The organism is Methylomagnum ishizawai (assembly GCF_900155475.1).
Lineage (GTDB): Bacteria > Pseudomonadota > Gammaproteobacteria > Methylococcales > Methylococcaceae > Methylomagnum > Methylomagnum ishizawai_A.
This window is the reverse complement of the sequence record NZ_FXAM01000001.1, coordinates 1,948,764-1,963,766: the sequence shown is the minus strand read 5'-3', so window position 1 is coordinate 1,963,766 and position 15,003 is coordinate 1,948,764. Positions and strand designations below refer to the sequence as shown.

The 15,003-nt window shown below is 64.6% G+C and carries 13 protein-coding genes; 2 read left to right on the top strand and 11 right to left on the bottom strand.

Going from position 1 to position 15,003, the window contains the following annotated elements:
* Positions 1 to 7: 7 nt before the first annotated feature.
* From B9N93_RS08775 to apaG, 11 genes are all read right to left on the bottom strand, one after another.
* A complete protein-coding gene (locus tag B9N93_RS08775; protein WP_085212795.1) occupies positions 8 to 2,236 on the bottom strand; it encodes a chemotaxis protein CheA in 2,229 nt (742 codons plus the stop codon).
* Positions 2,237 to 2,248: 12 nt separating this feature from the next.
* Positions 2,249 to 3,001 (bottom strand): protein phosphatase CheZ, encoded by a 753-nt coding sequence (locus B9N93_RS08770; RefSeq protein ID WP_085212793.1) that lies wholly within the window; start codon positions 2,999 to 3,001, stop codon positions 2,249 to 2,251.
* A 14-nt stretch (positions 3,002 to 3,015) separates the two neighbouring features.
* Positions 3,016 to 3,390: a chemotaxis response regulator CheY gene (locus B9N93_RS08765; RefSeq protein WP_246628602.1), complete on the bottom strand. Its 375-nt coding sequence runs from the start codon at positions 3,388 to 3,390 to the stop codon at positions 3,016 to 3,018.
* A gap of 196 nt (positions 3,391 to 3,586) precedes the next feature.
* The gene (locus tag B9N93_RS08760; RefSeq protein WP_085212790.1) at positions 3,587 to 4,366 is read right to left on the bottom strand and encodes an RNA polymerase sigma factor FliA; all 780 of its coding nucleotides are present in this window, start codon (positions 4,364 to 4,366) and stop codon (positions 3,587 to 3,589) included.
* Complete coding sequence (locus B9N93_RS08755) at positions 4,363 to 5,193, bottom strand: MinD/ParA family protein (protein WP_085212788.1); 831 nt, start codon at positions 5,191 to 5,193, stop codon at positions 4,363 to 4,365. The genes B9N93_RS08760 and B9N93_RS08755 overlap by 4 nt, the downstream gene beginning before the upstream one ends.
* A 28-nt stretch (positions 5,194 to 5,221) precedes the next feature.
* Positions 5,222 to 6,823, bottom strand: a complete 1,602-nt coding sequence (flhF, locus tag B9N93_RS08750; protein WP_085212786.1) for a flagellar biosynthesis protein FlhF — start codon at positions 6,821 to 6,823, stop codon at positions 5,222 to 5,224.
* 44 nt (positions 6,824 to 6,867) lie between these two features.
* Positions 6,868 to 8,958 carry a flagellar biosynthesis protein FlhA gene (gene flhA, locus B9N93_RS08745; RefSeq protein ID WP_085212784.1) on the bottom strand — a complete coding sequence of 697 codons (2,091 nt, stop codon included), beginning with the start codon at positions 8,956 to 8,958 and terminating at the stop codon, positions 6,868 to 6,870.
* A gap of 146 nt (positions 8,959 to 9,104) precedes the next feature.
* The gene (locus B9N93_RS08740) at positions 9,105 to 9,512 is read right to left on the bottom strand and encodes a hypothetical protein (RefSeq protein WP_085212782.1); all 408 of its coding nucleotides are present in this window, start codon (positions 9,510 to 9,512) and stop codon (positions 9,105 to 9,107) included.
* Between the two features lies 1 nt (position 9,513).
* Positions 9,514 to 10,137, bottom strand: a complete 624-nt coding sequence (gene parA, locus B9N93_RS08735) for a ParA family partition ATPase (protein WP_085216218.1) — start codon at positions 10,135 to 10,137, stop codon at positions 9,514 to 9,516.
* Positions 10,138 to 10,261: 124 nt separating this feature from the next.
* Positions 10,262 to 11,098, bottom strand: coding sequence for a symmetrical bis(5'-nucleosyl)-tetraphosphatase (locus tag B9N93_RS08730; RefSeq protein ID WP_085212780.1), 837 nt, complete (start codon positions 11,096 to 11,098; stop codon positions 10,262 to 10,264).
* A 3-nt stretch (positions 11,099 to 11,101) separates the two neighbouring features.
* Positions 11,102 to 11,479 (bottom strand): Co2+/Mg2+ efflux protein ApaG, encoded by a 378-nt coding sequence (apaG, locus tag B9N93_RS08725; RefSeq protein WP_085212778.1) that lies wholly within the window; start codon positions 11,477 to 11,479, stop codon positions 11,102 to 11,104.
* A gap of 105 nt (positions 11,480 to 11,584) precedes the next feature.
* Between apaG and mpl the strand changes: the two genes are divergently transcribed.
* Positions 11,585 to 12,955 carry a UDP-N-acetylmuramate:L-alanyl-gamma-D-glutamyl-meso-diaminopimelate ligase gene (mpl, locus tag B9N93_RS08720; protein WP_085212776.1) on the top strand — a complete coding sequence of 457 codons (1,371 nt, stop codon included), beginning with the start codon at positions 11,585 to 11,587 and terminating at the stop codon, positions 12,953 to 12,955.
* 200 nt (positions 12,956 to 13,155) lie between these two features.
* Positions 13,156 to 15,000 carry a glycosyltransferase gene (locus B9N93_RS25980; RefSeq protein WP_217807285.1) on the top strand — a complete coding sequence of 615 codons (1,845 nt, stop codon included), beginning with the start codon at positions 13,156 to 13,158 and terminating at the stop codon, positions 14,998 to 15,000.
* Positions 15,001 to 15,003 lie beyond the last annotated feature (3 nt).

The window sequence follows — 15,003 nt, the reverse complement described above, 5'->3', positions numbered from 1 at the left end:
CATCCCCCTACCGCATCGGCCCGTAGCGCTTCATCAGGCCGGGCACGTCCAGGATCAAGGCGATCTGGCCGTCACCGGTGATGGTCGCCCCGGCCATGCCCGGCACGCCGCGCAGCTTGGCCCCCAGGGGCTTGATGACCACCTCCTCCTGTCCGATCAAATGATCGACCACGAAGCCGACATGCCGCCCGCCCGCCATCACCACCACCACATGGCCGGCCTTGCCGCGCTCGGGATCGTAGCCCGGAATCAGCCAATCCTTGAGATAGAACAAGGGCAGCACCTTCTGCCGCACCAGGGCCACCAACTGGCCGTCCACGGTGTTGGTCTTGGACAGGTCGAGGTCGAGGATTTCCACCACGCTGGACAGGGGCAGCGCGAACGGCTGCTGGTTGAGCTTGACCATCAGGGTGGGCATGATCGCCAGGGTCAAGGGCAGCTTGATGATGATGCGGGTACCCCGCCCCAGCACCGAATCCACCGCCACCGTGCCATTCATCTGGCTGATGCGGGTCTTCACCACGTCCATGCCGACGCCCCGGCCCGAGACATCGGAAATCTCGGTCTTGGTCGAAAGCCCCGGCATGAAGATCAGTTCATAGCAGCCCCGGTCGTCCAAACGAGCGGCGGATTCCTGGTCCATCAGACCTTTTTCCACCACCTTGCGGCGCAGGTTTTCCGGGTCCATGCCCTTGCCATCGTCCTCGATGGCGAGTTCGATATGGTTGCCTTCCTGGGCCGCGATCAACACGACCCGGCCTTCCCGTGGCTTGCCCGCCGCGACCCGCTCCTCGGGGGTTTCGATGCCATGGTCCACGGCGTTGCGCACCAGATGCACCAAGGGATCGGCCAGGGCTTCCACCAAGTTCTTGTCGAGGTCGGTTTCCTCGCCGCGCAGTTCCAACTGGACTTCCTTGTTGAGGCTGCGGGCCAGGTCGCGCACCACCCTGGGGAAACGCCCGAACACCTTTTTGATCGGCTGCATCCGGGTTTTCATCACCGACAATTGCAGGTCCGAAGTCACCACGTCCAGGTTGGCGATAGCCTTGGTCATGGCGTCGTCGTTGAAGGCGCTGCGCAGGGTCTGGAAACGGTTCCGCACCAGCACCAGTTCGCCCACCATGTTCATGATCTCGTCCAGGCGCTGGGTATCGACCCGCACCGTGGTTTCCACCGCGGTGGTGGTGGTGGGGGGGGAGGCGGGGGACTTGGCCGCTTTGACGGGATCGAAATGGGCGGCCTCGTGGAAAGCGGGCGGAGGCTCCAAAGGCTTGGCCGCTTCGGTTTGGGGGATGCCGAGATGCCTGCCCCTGCCATGCAGGTTGTCGAGCAAAGCCTCGAACTCGTCCTCGCTGATCAGGTCGGCGGCGGGTTGGGCGGACGGGGTTGGCTCATCCACGCCGCCTAGAGGCGCGCCGACATGCTTGCCCTTGCCGTGCAAATCGTCGAGCAAAGCCTCGAACTCGTCCTCGGAAATTGTATCGCCGACGGGGACCGTAGGCCCGGCGGCGGGAATCGCGGGCGGAATCACCGGAACCGGCTTGGCCGCCGCCGAACCATGCCGTCCCGCGCCGTGCAACTGGTTCAGCAACCGCTCGAATTCCTCCTCGGTGATTTCGTCGGGTTCGGCCTGGGACTGGGCCGGTGCGGGTTCCACAGGTTCGGCGGCGGGAACCTCGCCCACGAGGCCGGGTTCCAGCATGGCGAACAAATCGGCTTCCACCACATTGCTGGGCTTGGGCATGGAGGCGACCGGAAGGGTCGCCACGGGTTCGGGTGGTTGTGCCCGAGTGGCGGCGGATGGCACGGGCGGCACGGGTGGCGATGGCGCGGGCTCGGACACGGCCTGCGGTTGCAGCAGGCGCGACAGCCGGTCCAGCAAATCGGGATCGACCGGCTCCGGGTCCTTGCCGTTGCGGATGTATTTGAAGATGGAGTTGACCACATCCAGGACTTCGAGGATCACATCCATCAAAGCCGCATCGACCCGCCGCTCGCCCTGGCGCAAGGCGTTGAACACATCCTCGGCGCGGTGGCACACCCCGACCAGGACGCCCAGGTTCAAGAAACCAGCCCCGCCCTTGATGGTATGGAAGCCCCGGAAAATGGCGTTGAGCAAATCGTAGTCGTCGGGCGTGTTTTCCAGCTCGACCAATTGCCCGTTGAGCTTTTCCAATATCTCCCCGGCTTCCACCAGGAAATCCTGGACGATTTCGTCGTCGAGATCGATGGCCATGGCCGTTTTCCCTTAAAACCCCAGGCTGGACAATAAGCCGTCCACATCGTCCTGGCTATGCACCGCGTTGGCATCGACCCCAGGCACGCACGGACCCAAGGCGGGAACGGCGGGTTCCGGCGCGTCGCCTTCCGCGCGGTAGCGGCGGCTGGACAAGCGCACCATGTCCACCAAATTGGATTCCAACTCCTGCACCAACTGGATCACCCGGCGGATGATCTGCCCGGTGAGGTCTTGGAAACCCTGCGCCATCAAGACTTCGCCCAACAGGGTTTGCATGGTCGCCAATTGCTGCCCGGACTGCGCGAGATGCTCGGCCAGGTCCAGGCTGAGCTGCTTGAATTCCTCGAACGGCATTTCCCGCTGGCGGAAGCGCTGCCATTGGCCGCCCAGTTCGCCGGCCTGGCCCGCCAAGGCTTCGGCCATGGGCAGCAGGGTTTCCACCGCGTTGAGGGTGGTGTTGGCCGCCTGTTCGGTCATGGCGATGACATAGTTGAGGCGCTCCTTGGCGTCGGGGATTTCGCGCTCGGTCAGATGGGCGAGCTTATCGTCCACCGCGAAGCTGGCGAGGGTGTCGTGTAGTTGACGGGTCAGGCGTCCCACTTCCTGGAACAAGGTCATTTCGCGGACCCGGCCTATGTCGTCGAGGATTTGGTCGGCTTCGACCTGGTCGCCCCGCTCCAAGGCGGAGACCAGGGCCAGCGCCTGGGCGATACGCGGGTCGGCGTCGGCGGGAAGCGGAGCGGCGTTCTTTTTCTTGGCCATGGGCTAACTTCCGTTCAAGCGTCTAGGCGCTCGAAGATTTTTTCGATCTTTTCCTGAAGGGTGGCGGCGGTGAAAGGCTTGATGACATAGCCGTTCACCCCGGCCTTGGCGGCTTCGATGATCTGCTCGCGCTTGGCCTCCGCCGTCACCATCAGCACCGGGATATGCATGAGGTTGGGTTCGGCCCGGACCATGCGCAGCAAATCCAGGCCGTTCATGCCCGGCATATTCCAATCGGTGATGAGGAAATCGATACCGCCGCCCAGGAGCTTGGGCCAGGCGGACTGCCCGTCGTCGGCTTCCACGGTGTTGTTGAAGCCGAGTTCACGCAGGAGGTTCTTGATGATCCTGCGCATCGTGGAAAAATCGTCCACGATCAGGATTCTCATGTTCTTATTCAAGGTCTTTCACCTCGGTCTGACGGTTCGGGCCGACGCTCCCCGCCCCGGCGGGGGCGACCTGGGAGCTTATCTCTGGATTGGGCATCGGCCGGAATGGCTTGGTGGATTCGATCTATGCCAATGAGGCTAGCACACAATTGGGCGGCTTGATGCGGGAGGCGGGAGGCCGGAACCCAGGGTCCCATCAAGCCCCCAGCCTCCGGCCCCTAGCTTCGCGCCGTTTCACCGGCATCCGCTCGGCGTCCAGCCAGCCCTGCATCCGCGCCCGGAGGCGCAGCATGGCCTGGCCTTGAATCTGGCAGACGCGGGACTCGCTCACCCCCAGCACCTCGCCGATTTCCTTGAGGTTCAGCTCTTGCTCGTAGTACAGCGACACCACCAGGCGTTCCCGCTCGGGCAGGCCGGCGATGGCATCGGCCAGGGCTTCGGCGAAGCCGGCCCGCACCAGGCTCTCGGATGGCGATGCGGAGGGATCGGCGCATTCTTCCAAGACACCATCGCCCGATTCGGTCAATTCCTCGATGCTGAACACCCGGCAGCTTTGCGCGTCGCGGAGGATATCGTGGTAGTCGTCCATCGAGAGGCCCAATTGCTCGGCGACCTCGGCATCGCGGGCGTCGCGCCCGGTCCGCGCCTCGATCGCGCGGATGGCCTCGGCCACCTCGCGGGCCTTGCGATGCACCGAGCGCGGGGTCCAATCGTAGCGCCGCAGTTCGTCCAACATCGCGCCCCGGATGCGGATGCCGGCATAGGTCTCGAAGGTCGCGCCCTGCCCGGCGTCGTACTGGCGGGCGGCTTCCAAGAGCCCCACCATCCCGGCCTGGATCATGTCCTCGACCTGCACCGAGGGCGGCAAGCGGCTCATCAGATGATAAGCGATGCGCTTGACCAGGAAGGCGTTCTGCGCCACCAACGCATCGGTGCCGGGCGATTGCACCTGGGCGTACAAAGCTATTCCGTTCATACCGTTGCCGTATTGCTATAGCGGATCATGCGCTCGACGAAGAATTCCAGGCCGCCACCGCCGCGCTGGCTGATCGGCAGGGCGTCGGTACGCAGGGCCGTGGCCCTGAAGGCCTGGGCGGATTTGCTGTTGGGATAGGCCAGGACCACCGGATTCTGTTTCTGCACCGCCCGGCGCAGATATTCGTCCTGGGGAATGGCCCCCAGGAAATGCAAGGCCACGTCCAGATAGCGGTCGGTCACTTTGCACAGCTTGCTGAACAAGGCTTGGCCGTGGACCACGTCCTGGACCATATTGGTCAGGATATGGAAGCGGAACACGCCATAATCCCGGTTCATCAGTTTGATGAAAGCATAGGCGTCGGTCAGCGAGGTGGGTTCGTCCACCACCACCAAGAGGACGTCCTGGCAGGCGCGGACGAAATTCACCACGCCGCCGGCGATGCCTGCCGCCGTATCGACCATCAGCACGTCGATGTCCTGGTTCAGGTCGGCGAAGGCACGGATGATCGCCGCCTGCTCGGCATGGTTCAGCTCGGACATGCGCTGGATGCCGGAGGAGGCCGGCACGATCCTCAGCCCGCCCGGCCCCTCGACCATGATCTCATCCAGGGTGCGCTCCCCGCTCAGCACATGGGACAGGTTGTACTTGGCATGGAGTCCAAGCAGCACGTCCACATTGGCCAGCCCCAGGTCGGCATCCAACAGCACGACCCGGCGTCCCATCCCCGCGAGCGATACGCCGATATTCACCGCCACGTTGGTCTTGCCAACGCCCCCTTTGCCACTGGATACCGCCATCACGCGGATAGGATTGGTCTGGCTCATAACTCTGATTCCATGGGCCTGGTCTGTTTCAAAAATTCGCATGGGACACCCAGTCTTCGTAGGCAAGCGGCGTGTGTTCGAGGTCCGCGTCGTCGGTGGGCGCGGTGAAACACCGGTCCAGCAGCACATGCGGGCGCGCCTGGTGGAGGTCTTCGGGCACCTGCTGGCCGTCGCACAGGAAAGCGAGCGGCAGCCGGTTTTCGATGAGGGCGGACAAGGCCGTGCCGAGTTGGGCGGTCTCGTCCAGCTTGGTCAGGATCGCGGCTTCCGGGGCGAAGCCGCCGAAGGCTTCGATGGCTTCGCGCATGGCCCGGTATTGGCTGGCGGCGGACAGCACCAGATAGGACCGCACCGCCGTTTCGCTGCGGGCGAACAAGGCGATTTGCTCGGCCAACCGCATATCGCGCGGCCCCATGCCGGCGGTGTCGATCAAGACCAGGCGGCGGTCGTGGAAACCGGCCAGGTGGTAGCGCAGTTCGTCGATGCTGCCGGCATTGCGCACCGGCACGTCGAGGATGCGGCCATAAGTGCCGAGTTGCTCCTGGGCGCCGATACGGTAATTGTCGGTGGTGATCAAAGCCACCTGCCGCGAACCATGCTTCATGCGGAACCTTGCAGCTAACTTGGCGATGGTGGTGGTCTTGCCGACGCCGGTCGGGCCGACCAGGGCCACCACGCCGCCGTATTCCAGCAGGTTGTCGTCGGCGATGGGGATGCGGCGGGCCAGCACCTCCTGGGCCTGCCGCCAAGCCGCGTCGAAATCTTCCGTATAACCGGCGCGTTCGGCGACCTCCAGGCTCAGTTTCTTGGAAAAGCCGAGTTCGCCCAGGCCGCGCAACAGGTCCAACCGGGTCGGGGCGGCCTGGGCCTCGGCATTCCAGCGCGACTCGCCCAAATGGCTATCCAACACCTGCCGCATCTGCCGCATTTCCCGCTGCAAAGCCCGGAGGACTTGGCCGGACTCGCTGGTTTCGGGCGCGGCGTGGCGGATTTGGGTCGTTTCATGGAACCGGGCGGCGGCGGCGGGACGCTGCGGGCGTTCGGCGGGGCGGGAGGGCGGCGATGGGTTCGGCCTCGCCTCCGGCGCGGGCCGTTCAGGACGGCGCGGGGCGGGCTGTTGTTCGGCGCGTTCGATCTCGTCGAGCAGTCCCCGGCCCAGGTTCAGGCCGGGGTGCGACCGGGACGGGTTCGGGACCGGTTCACGGTAGGTGCCGGGTTCGGAATAAGCGGCGGGCTGGGGCCTGGCGGCGGGCGCGGCGGCTTGCGGTCTGGACGCGGGCGCGGTGGGTTGGGCGAACTCGGCGCGGCGCGGCGCGGGTTCGGGCGCACGGGCCGGGGCGGTGTCGGGGGCGTATTTGCCCAGGGCTTCGCGGAAGGCATCCTCGGCGCGGCGCTTGGCATCGGCGGTGGCGCGGGGTTCGGCGGGGAAGTCTTGCGGATCGGCGGCAGGGCGGTCCTGGGGCTTGCCGCGGTCCAACAGGGCTTGCTCGTCGAAATCCTGGGCCGCCACGATCTCGACACCGCCATCGACCTTGCGGTTAGACAGGATCACCGCGTCCGGTCCCTGCTCTTCCCGCACCATACGAATGGCTTGCTTAATATCGGGGGCGAAATAGCGTTTGATTTTCATCCGAGCACCTTGCGGCCGGAAAGCCTGTTGTCATAGGGAAGACATCAACCCCGCTGTCCTATGCTAGCTACTACCTTGACCTGCCTGTCCTCGGGAATCTCATTGTAGGCCAAGACGCTCAGGGAACCGATGGTGTGCTTCACGAAGCGGGCGAGCCAAGCGCGTACCGGCGAAGAGACCAAAAGAATAGCCGGATGGCCTTCCATTTCCAGTTTTTGGGTTTTTTCTTCCAAGGACTTGTGGATTTGCTCCGCCAGCCCCGGTTCCAGGCCGGCCCCATCCTGGCCGGCCCCTTGCAGGATTTTTTGCAACAATTGTTCCAGATCGGGATCGAGGGTCATGACGGGTATCTCCCGCTCGGTTCCCGTGATCCTCTGGACGATCAAGCGTCCCAAGGCCGCCCGCACCACCGTCGTCAAAATGGCGGCATCCTGGCTACGGGGACCGAAGTCCGCCAAAGTTTCGGCGATGGTCCGCATATCGCGGATCGGCACGTCCTCGGCCAGGAGGTTTTGCAACACCTTGACGATGACGTTCAAGGGCAGGGTCTTGGGACACAAATCCTCGACCAGCTTGGGCGTGGTCTTGGCCAACATGTCCAGCAATTGCTGGGCTTCCTGGTGGCCGAACAGTTGGTGGGCGTTGGATTGCAGGATATGGCTGAGATGGGTGGCGACCACGGTGCCGGGATCGACCACGGTATAGCCCAGGGTCTGGGCGTGGTCCTTCTGGGCCGGTTCGATCCAGACCGCTTCCAAACCGAACGCCGGGTCTCGGCCCTCGACCCCGCGCAAAGTGCCGTAGACCCGGCCCGGATTGATCGCCATCAGCCGCTCGGGCAGGACTTCGGCCTCGCCGACCGTGACGCCCAGCAGGGTGATGCGGTAGGTGTTGGGTGCCAAATCCAGGTTATCGCGGATATGCACGGAGGGAATCAGGAACCCGAGGTCTTGCGATAACTTCTTGCGCACGCCCTTGATCTTGGCCATGAGTTGGCCGCCCTGGTTCTTGTCCACCAGCGGGATCATGCGGTAGCCCACCTCCAACCCGATCAAATCCACCGGCTGCACATCGTCCCAGCCCAATTCCTTCACCTCCGGCGGCGCGGGCAGCTTGGGCGCTTCGGCGAGGCGTTCGGCCTCTTCCTGTTGCCGCCGCTTGCGCTTTTGGATCATATAGGCCGAGCCGCCCATGGCCCCGGCCAGCAACAGGAAGGCGATATTCGGCATCCCCGGAATCAGGCCGATCAAGCCCACCACGCCGCCGGACAAGGCCAAGGGCCGGGAATCGTTGAAAAACTGGGCGCTGAATTGGGCGCCGACATTCTCGTTGGTGCCGCCGACGCGGGTCACGATCATAGCCGCCGCCACCGACAGCAGCAGCGAAGGAATCTGCGCCACCAAGCCGTCGCCGATGGTGAGGAGGGTGTAGTTTTGCAGCGCGTCGGTGAACGCCATCTGGTGTTGCAACAGGCCGACCAGCAAACCGCCGATGACGTTGAGGAACAGGATCATGATGCCCGCCACCGCGTCGCCGCGCACGAACTTGCTGGCACCGTCCATGGAGCCGTAGAAATCGGCTTCCTGGGCCACTTCCTTGCGGCGCAGCTTGGCCTCGTCCTGGTTGATGAGACCGGCGTTCAAATCGGCGTCGATGGCCATTTGCTTGCCGGGCATGGCGTCCAGGGTGAACCTCGCGCTCACCTCGGACACGCGGCCCGCGCCCTTGGTCACCACCGCGAAGTTGATGATCATCAGGATGATGAACACCACTAGGCCGACGGCGTAATTACCGCCGATCACGAATTCGCCGAAAGCCTCGATCACCTTGCCGGCGGCGTCGGGGCCGGTGTGGCCTTCGAGCAGCACCACGCGGGTCGAGGCGACGTTGAGGCTGAGCCGGAGCAGGGTCGCGACCAGCAGCACTGTCGGGAAGATGGCGAAATCCAGCGGCCTCAGGGTGTAGACCGTCACCAAGAGGATCAGCAGGGAAAAGGCGATGTTGAAGGTGAAGAACAGGTCGAGGATGAAGGGCGGCAGCGGCACCACCATCATCATCATCATGAGCAGGATGATGATCGGTGCGCCCAGGCCCATCGCGCCGACCAGCTTGAGTCTTTCGAGTACGGTGGCCATGACGGAAATCGGACGTGTGGAGGTTGTTTTGGGTGGATGGGTCAATTTCCGTGCCGCGGGGATGCCAGCGCATGGGCCGCGCCCAACAAAAAAGCCCCGCCATCACGGCGGGGCTTTTTTCCAGCAAACCCGGAATCGACGCCCGGCTACGCCCGCAACCGCCCCGGCTCGAACGCCCTTTCCCGCTCCGGTCTTTCCTCGAAAAACCGCTCCGCCGAAACCGCCCCGTCGCCCATGGCCCGCCGGATCAAGCCGCTCCCAGGAATCAGCTTGCCCAGAAGGATCGCCGTGAACACCACGCCATAGGAAATCCCGAACACCGTGCCATAGACCAGCTTGCCCAAAGGACAGGCCGTGCCCGCCGCGCCTTTGGCGGCAGGCTTCGCGGCTTCCGGGCCGGCAGGCCGGACATGGACCGGCCCCGTGGGCGGGTCGAGGGCCAGGTCGAAAGCGGCGGCTCCGTCTTGGTGGCGGGTGGCCGTGGGCTCATCGGCGGGGATTTCCCGGATGGCATTGGGTTTGCGGGTAATCGCTACGGATTTTTTCTTTGCCATTTTAACTTTCCAATACTTCGCGCAGGAGGGAACGGATTTCCTTAGCCGCCGACCCCTTGGGTTCGGCTTCCAGAACCGACAAGCCGGTAGCAGCGCTCTCGGCGAACACCACGCGCTGGCCGATGGCGGTCGCCGCCACCGGATAGGGATAATCCTTGAGCGCCGCCGCCACGTCGCGACCGATGGCGGTGTTGCCGATCTTGCGGGTGATGGCGAACAGGCCGCGCAGGCTTGCCTTGTACAAGGCCACTTCCTGGATCAGCTTGACGATCTCGTCCGCCGCCCAGACATCGTAGGGCGAGGGTTGCACCGGGATCAGGATGGCATCGGCGGCGAGGATAGCCGATTTCGCCAATTCGTTGACACGGGGCGGACCGTCGATGACCACATGGTCGTAGCCCACCGCGAGGCCCGGCACGTCCTTGTGCAGGATGGGCTTGGCCAGGCCGACCACGGGGAACAGGCTTTGGCCCTTGCGGGCGGCTTGCCAGTCCAGGGCGCTGCCCTGGGGGTCGGCGTCGATCAACAGGCTGCGCTGGCCCGACAAAGCCAGGGCGGCGGCGAGGTTGACGGAGAGCGTGGTCTTGCCGACGCCCCCTTTCTGATTGAGTACGGCGATAATCATGGGTGGCCTGAGGAGGAAGGTGGATTCCGGGTCGATGCCATTGGGATTTTGGCGTCCAAAGCCGACTTTGGCGGGTTGCGGCAATGCCCAAAGCGGGCTTTGGACTCCAGCGGCTTGGCACGCATCAATCGGACAGCCGGGGCCGCTGATGGCCGCCGTTGAGGCTGGGGACGCTGGTCCGCGCCCTGTCCCCGTCCAGGCGCAAGGCGGTCAAGGCCCCGCCCCATAAACAGCCGGTATCCAACCCGAACACGCCCTCCCCGGCATAAAACCCCAGGGTGGACCAATGCCCGAACACGATCCGGGCGTCGCGGCTCAAACGCCCCGGCACCTGGAACCAAGGCAGCAGCGCCTTGGGTTGGCTGCCCGGCGCGCCCTTCTGCTTGAAATCGAGCTGGCCCTCCACCGTGCAATAACGCAGCCGGGTCAGGCAGTTGATGGCGAAGCGCAGCCGATCCCAATATTCCAAGCCCTCGGACCAGCGGTCGGGCGTATCGCCATACATGCGCCGGAAGAATTCCCCGGTGTCGTCCCCGGCCAGGCAAGCCTCGACCTCGCGGGCGTAACGGGCGGCGTCCTCGATCCGCCATTGGGGCGGCAGCCCGGCATGAATCAGGTAAAATCCGCCTTCGCCGTATAGTAGGGGCCGCCGCCGCAGCCAATCCAGCAATTCCTCGCGGTCGGGCGCGGTCAGCACATCGCCGAAGGTATCGCGGTGCTTGGTGCGCGACACCCCCGCCGCCACCGCCAGCAAATGCAGATCGTGGTTGCCCAGGACCGCAGTGGCGGCCGGGCCGAGCGAGCGGATGAAACGCAGGGTTTCCAAGGATCGCGGTCCCCGGTTCACCAAATCCCCGGCGAACCACAGCCGGTCGCGGGCCGGATCGAATCGCAGCCGGTCCAGCAGCAGGCGCAGTTCGGCGTAACAGCCCTGGACATCGCCGATGGCGTAGATCGCCATGGCTCAGTGCAAGGTCCGGGGGATGGACAGGGTGAAGGGCGGAATATCGGCGTCGAAGACATCGCCTTCATCGCCCACCATCCGGTATTCGCCGCGCATGGTGCCGACCGGGGTGGCGATCATGGCGGCGCTGGTGTAGCGGAAGAATTCGCCCGGCGCGAGCCGGGGCTTCTCGCCCACCACGCCATCGCCGCGCACTTCCTGTACCTTGCCATGGGCGTCGGTGATAATCCAATGCCGCGACAGCAGCCGGGCCGGGGCTTCCCCGGCGTTGTGGAGGGTGATGGTATAGGAAAACACATAGCGCCCTTCCTCCGGCGCGGACTGCGATTCCAGGTATTGGGTGACGGCGCTGATATCGATACGGTATTTCTTGCTCATCGGTGGCAACATGGCTGGCGGCGTTCAAGCGGGCGGATAGTTTAAACATAAAGTCCCGGCCGGGGGCACACGCCGACCGGGACGGCGATCAACGAGGACTTCACAGTGCATATCCATATCCTGGGCATCTGCGGCACCTTCATGGGCGGGCTGGCGATCCTGGCCAAGCAGTTGGGCCACCACGTCACCGGCTCGGACCAGAATGTCTACCCCCCCATGAGCACCCAGTTGGCGGAACAAGGCATCCGCCTGATGTCGGGCTATTCCCCCGCCAACCTCTCGCCCCAGCCGGATTTGGTGGTGGTGGGCAATGCGGTGTCCAGGGGCAATCCCGAGGTCGAGGCGGTGCTGAACCTGGGGCTGGCCTACACCTCCGGTCCACAATGGCTGTACAACCACGCGCTCAAGGGCGCCTGGGTGCTGGCCGTGGCGGGCACCCACGGCAAGACCACCACCACCGGCATGTTGGCCCATATCCTGGAACAGGCCGGGCTGAATCCCGGCTTCCTGATCGGCGGCGTGCCCCTGGATTTCGGGGTGTCGGCGCGGATCGGCGGCAGGCGCTATTTCGTGGTGGAGGCGGACGAATACGACACCGCCTTTTTCGACAAGCGCTCCAAGTTCGTCCATTACCGCCCACGCACCGCCATCCTCAACAACCTGGAATTCGACCACGCCGATATCTTCCCCGACCTCGCCGCCATCCAGCGCCAATTCCACCATCTGGTGCGCAGCATCCCCGGCAACGGCCTCATCATCGCCCCGGCATGGGATGACAACCTGGCCGAAGTCCTGCGCATGGGTTGCTGGACCCCGGTAGCCCACACCGCCCCGGCGGAGAGCGCCCACAAAGCCGCATGGCGCTACCGGCTGCTGTCGCCGGAAGGCGGGCGCTTCCTGGTTTTCCACGACGGCAACGAATGCGGCACGGTGGAATGGGGCTTGACCGGCAGGCACAACGTCCACAACGCCCTCGCCGCCCTCGCCGCCGCCCAGCACGCGGGCGTGGACCCGGTCCAGGCCATCCCGGCCCTCTGCGGCTTCAAGAGCGTCAAGCGGCGGCTGGAAATCAGGGCTTGCGTCAACGGCATCACCCTCTACGACGACTTCGCCCACCATCCCACCGCCATCGCCACCACCCTGGAAGGCTTGCGGGCGCGGGTCGGGACCGAGCGCATCATCGCCGTGCTGGAACCCCGCTCCAACACCATGAAACTGGGCGTCCACGCGGCCACCTTGGCCGATTCGCTCAGGAGCGCCGACCACGCCATCATCTACCAACCGCAAGACCTGGGCTGGGATGCCGCCGCCGCCACCCAGGGCGCGGCGCATATCAGCGTCAGCGCCAGCCACGAGGCCATCCTGGACCGGCTGGCCCGTGATTGCCGCCCCGGCGACCACCTCGTGTTCATGAGCAACGGCGGCTTCGGCGGCATCCACGCCAAAACGGAGGCGCGCCTACGCCAACCGGGCTAGCCTCACCGCCGGATCGCGGACGCACCGCCCGTTCCCAGCCAAGACCCCCAGGCCGCCGCCACTTCGAATTCCAATGCCCCGCCCGGAGCCAGCCCCGGCCTCCGGGCCTCCCAAGACCGACCATAACCACAACACCAAGGATATCGGCGGAATCCAAGATTCCGCGCCTCATGGATATACACACTCAGGTGCAGGAAAATATGAGCCTTATCTCCATAATCATCGTGAATTTCAACGCCGGCCCTTTATTATCGGAATGCGTGCGCTCGGCGCTGGCCTCGACCACGCCGGTCGAAATCATCGTGGCGGACAACCGTTCCCAGGATGCCAGCATCGCCGAATTGCGACGGCGTTTTCCGGACGAGCCGCGCTTGAAAATCATCGAGAACGCCGATAACCTCGGTTTCGCCAAGGCCAATAACGCGGCGATCCCCTGGACGCGGGGGGATTATCTTTTGTTCCTGAACCCGGATTGCATCATCCAGCCGGATACCCTGGCCCGCATGCTGGAAACCCTGGCGGCGAATCCCGGAACCGGGATGGCGGGCTGCCTGATCCGCAACCCCGACGGCAGCGAACAGGCCGGCTGCCGCCGCAGCGTCCCGACGCCCTGGCGCACCTTCATCCGCCTCACCAAACTCAGCATCCTCGCCAAATACGATCCCCGCTTCGAAAGCTATGTCCAGACCGGACAGCCGATGCCGGACCAGCCGGTGGAGGTCGAGGCGATCTCGGGGGCGTTCATGCTGGTGCGGCGCAGCGCCATGGACCGGGTGGGACTGATGGACGAGGGTTATTTCATGCACTGCGAAGACCTCGATTGGTGCATGCGTTTCCATCAATCGGGCCTGGAGATTCTGTTCGTGCCCACGGTCGAAATCCTGCATGTCGGGGGGGTATGCAGCCATTCCCGGCCGATCTCGGTCGAGTATTACAAACACAAGGGCATGGTCAGGTTCTACCGGAAATTCTTCAGACGGCAATACCCTGCCATGCTGATGTGGCTGGTACTCATGGCGATAGGAATGAGATTCCTGGTCCGGGCCATGGGATACCTTTTGACCCATGCCTTTATCGCCAAACCCACACCCATGTTAACGGAACCCTCCCATCCCTCGCCCCTTCCCCCATCCCCCGGCGGCGAGCGCCGGCACATCCTGGTCACGGGCGCGAGCAGCTTGATCGGGGATTACCTCCTGCCGGAACTGGCCGGTTTGGGATTCGAGGTCCACGCCCTCAGCCGCAATCCCCCCCAGCGCGACCCGCATCCGTCGCTGCATTGGCATCGGTTCGATATTACCCAGGACGATCCGGGCGACGCCTTCGGAGCCGAGGCCATCGTCCACCTGGCCCCGCTGTGGACCCTGCCGCCCCTGGTCGAGAAACTGGCCGGGAGCCGGGTGCGGCGGGTGATTGGCTTCAGTTCGACCAGCCTGTTCACCAAGTTCCAATCCAGCTACGAAAAGGAACGCCTGATGGCCCATGGCCTCAAGAATTCGGAGGACCGGCTGGCGGATCTGTGCGCCACCCATGGCATGGAATGGACGGTGTTCCGCCCCACCCTGGTCTACCGCCTGGGCCGGGACAAGAACGTCACCACCATCGCCAATTTCGTCCGCCGCTTCGGCTTCTTCCCGCTGGTCGGCTCGGGCCACGGCCTGCGCCAGCCGGTCCACGCCGAGGATTTGGCCCGCGCTTGCGTCCAAGCCCTGGACAATCCCCGGACCTACCGCAAGGCCTACAACCTCAGCGGCGGGGAAACCCTGACCTACCGGGAAATGGTGGAACGGATCGCGCACAGCCAGGGCAGGCAGACCCGCATCGTCACCATCCCCTTGCCGGCCTTCCGGATTTTCCTGCGGGGGCTGTCCTGTTTGCCGATCTACCGGCACCTGACACCGGAAATGGCGAACCGGATCAACCTGGACATGTGCTTCGACCATGGTCCGGCCACGCGGGACATGGGTTTCGATCCCAGGGCTTTCCTGGCCACCGGAGCCGCGCCGACCGCCACCCGGCCGGAACCCTTGCGGGCGCGGGGCTGATGC

Coding starts and splice junctions, on each gene's coding strand:
- B9N93_RS08775 (WP_085212795.1), bottom strand. CDS start 2,236: ATGGCCATCGATCTCGACGACGAAATCGTCCAGGATTTCCTGGTGGAA.
- B9N93_RS08730 (WP_085212780.1), bottom strand. CDS start 11,098: ATGGCGATCTACGCCATCGGCGATGTCCAGGGCTGTTACGCCGAACTG.
- flhA (WP_085212784.1), bottom strand. CDS start 8,958: ATGGCCACCGTACTCGAAAGACTCAAGCTGGTCGGCGCGATGGGCCTG.
- parA (WP_085216218.1), bottom strand. CDS start 10,137: ATGATTATCGCCGTACTCAATCAGAAAGGGGGCGTCGGCAAGACCACG.
- B9N93_RS08770 (WP_085212793.1), bottom strand. CDS start 3,001: ATGGCCAAGAAAAAGAACGCCGCTCCGCTTCCCGCCGACGCCGACCCG.
- B9N93_RS08760 (WP_085212790.1), bottom strand. CDS start 4,366: ATGAACGGAATAGCTTTGTACGCCCAGGTGCAATCGCCCGGCACCGAT.
- B9N93_RS25980 (WP_217807285.1), top strand. CDS start 13,156: ATGAGCCTTATCTCCATAATCATCGTGAATTTCAACGCCGGCCCTTTA.
- flhF (WP_085212786.1), bottom strand. CDS start 6,823: ATGAAAATCAAACGCTATTTCGCCCCCGATATTAAGCAAGCCATTCGT.
- B9N93_RS08765 (WP_246628602.1), bottom strand. CDS start 3,390: ATGAGAATCCTGATCGTGGACGATTTTTCCACGATGCGCAGGATCATC.
- B9N93_RS08755 (WP_085212788.1), bottom strand. CDS start 5,193: ATGAGCCAGACCAATCCTATCCGCGTGATGGCGGTATCCAGTGGCAAA.
- B9N93_RS08740 (WP_085212782.1), bottom strand. CDS start 9,512: ATGGCAAAGAAAAAATCCGTAGCGATTACCCGCAAACCCAATGCCATC.
- apaG (WP_085212778.1), bottom strand. CDS start 11,479: ATGAGCAAGAAATACCGTATCGATATCAGCGCCGTCACCCAATACCTG.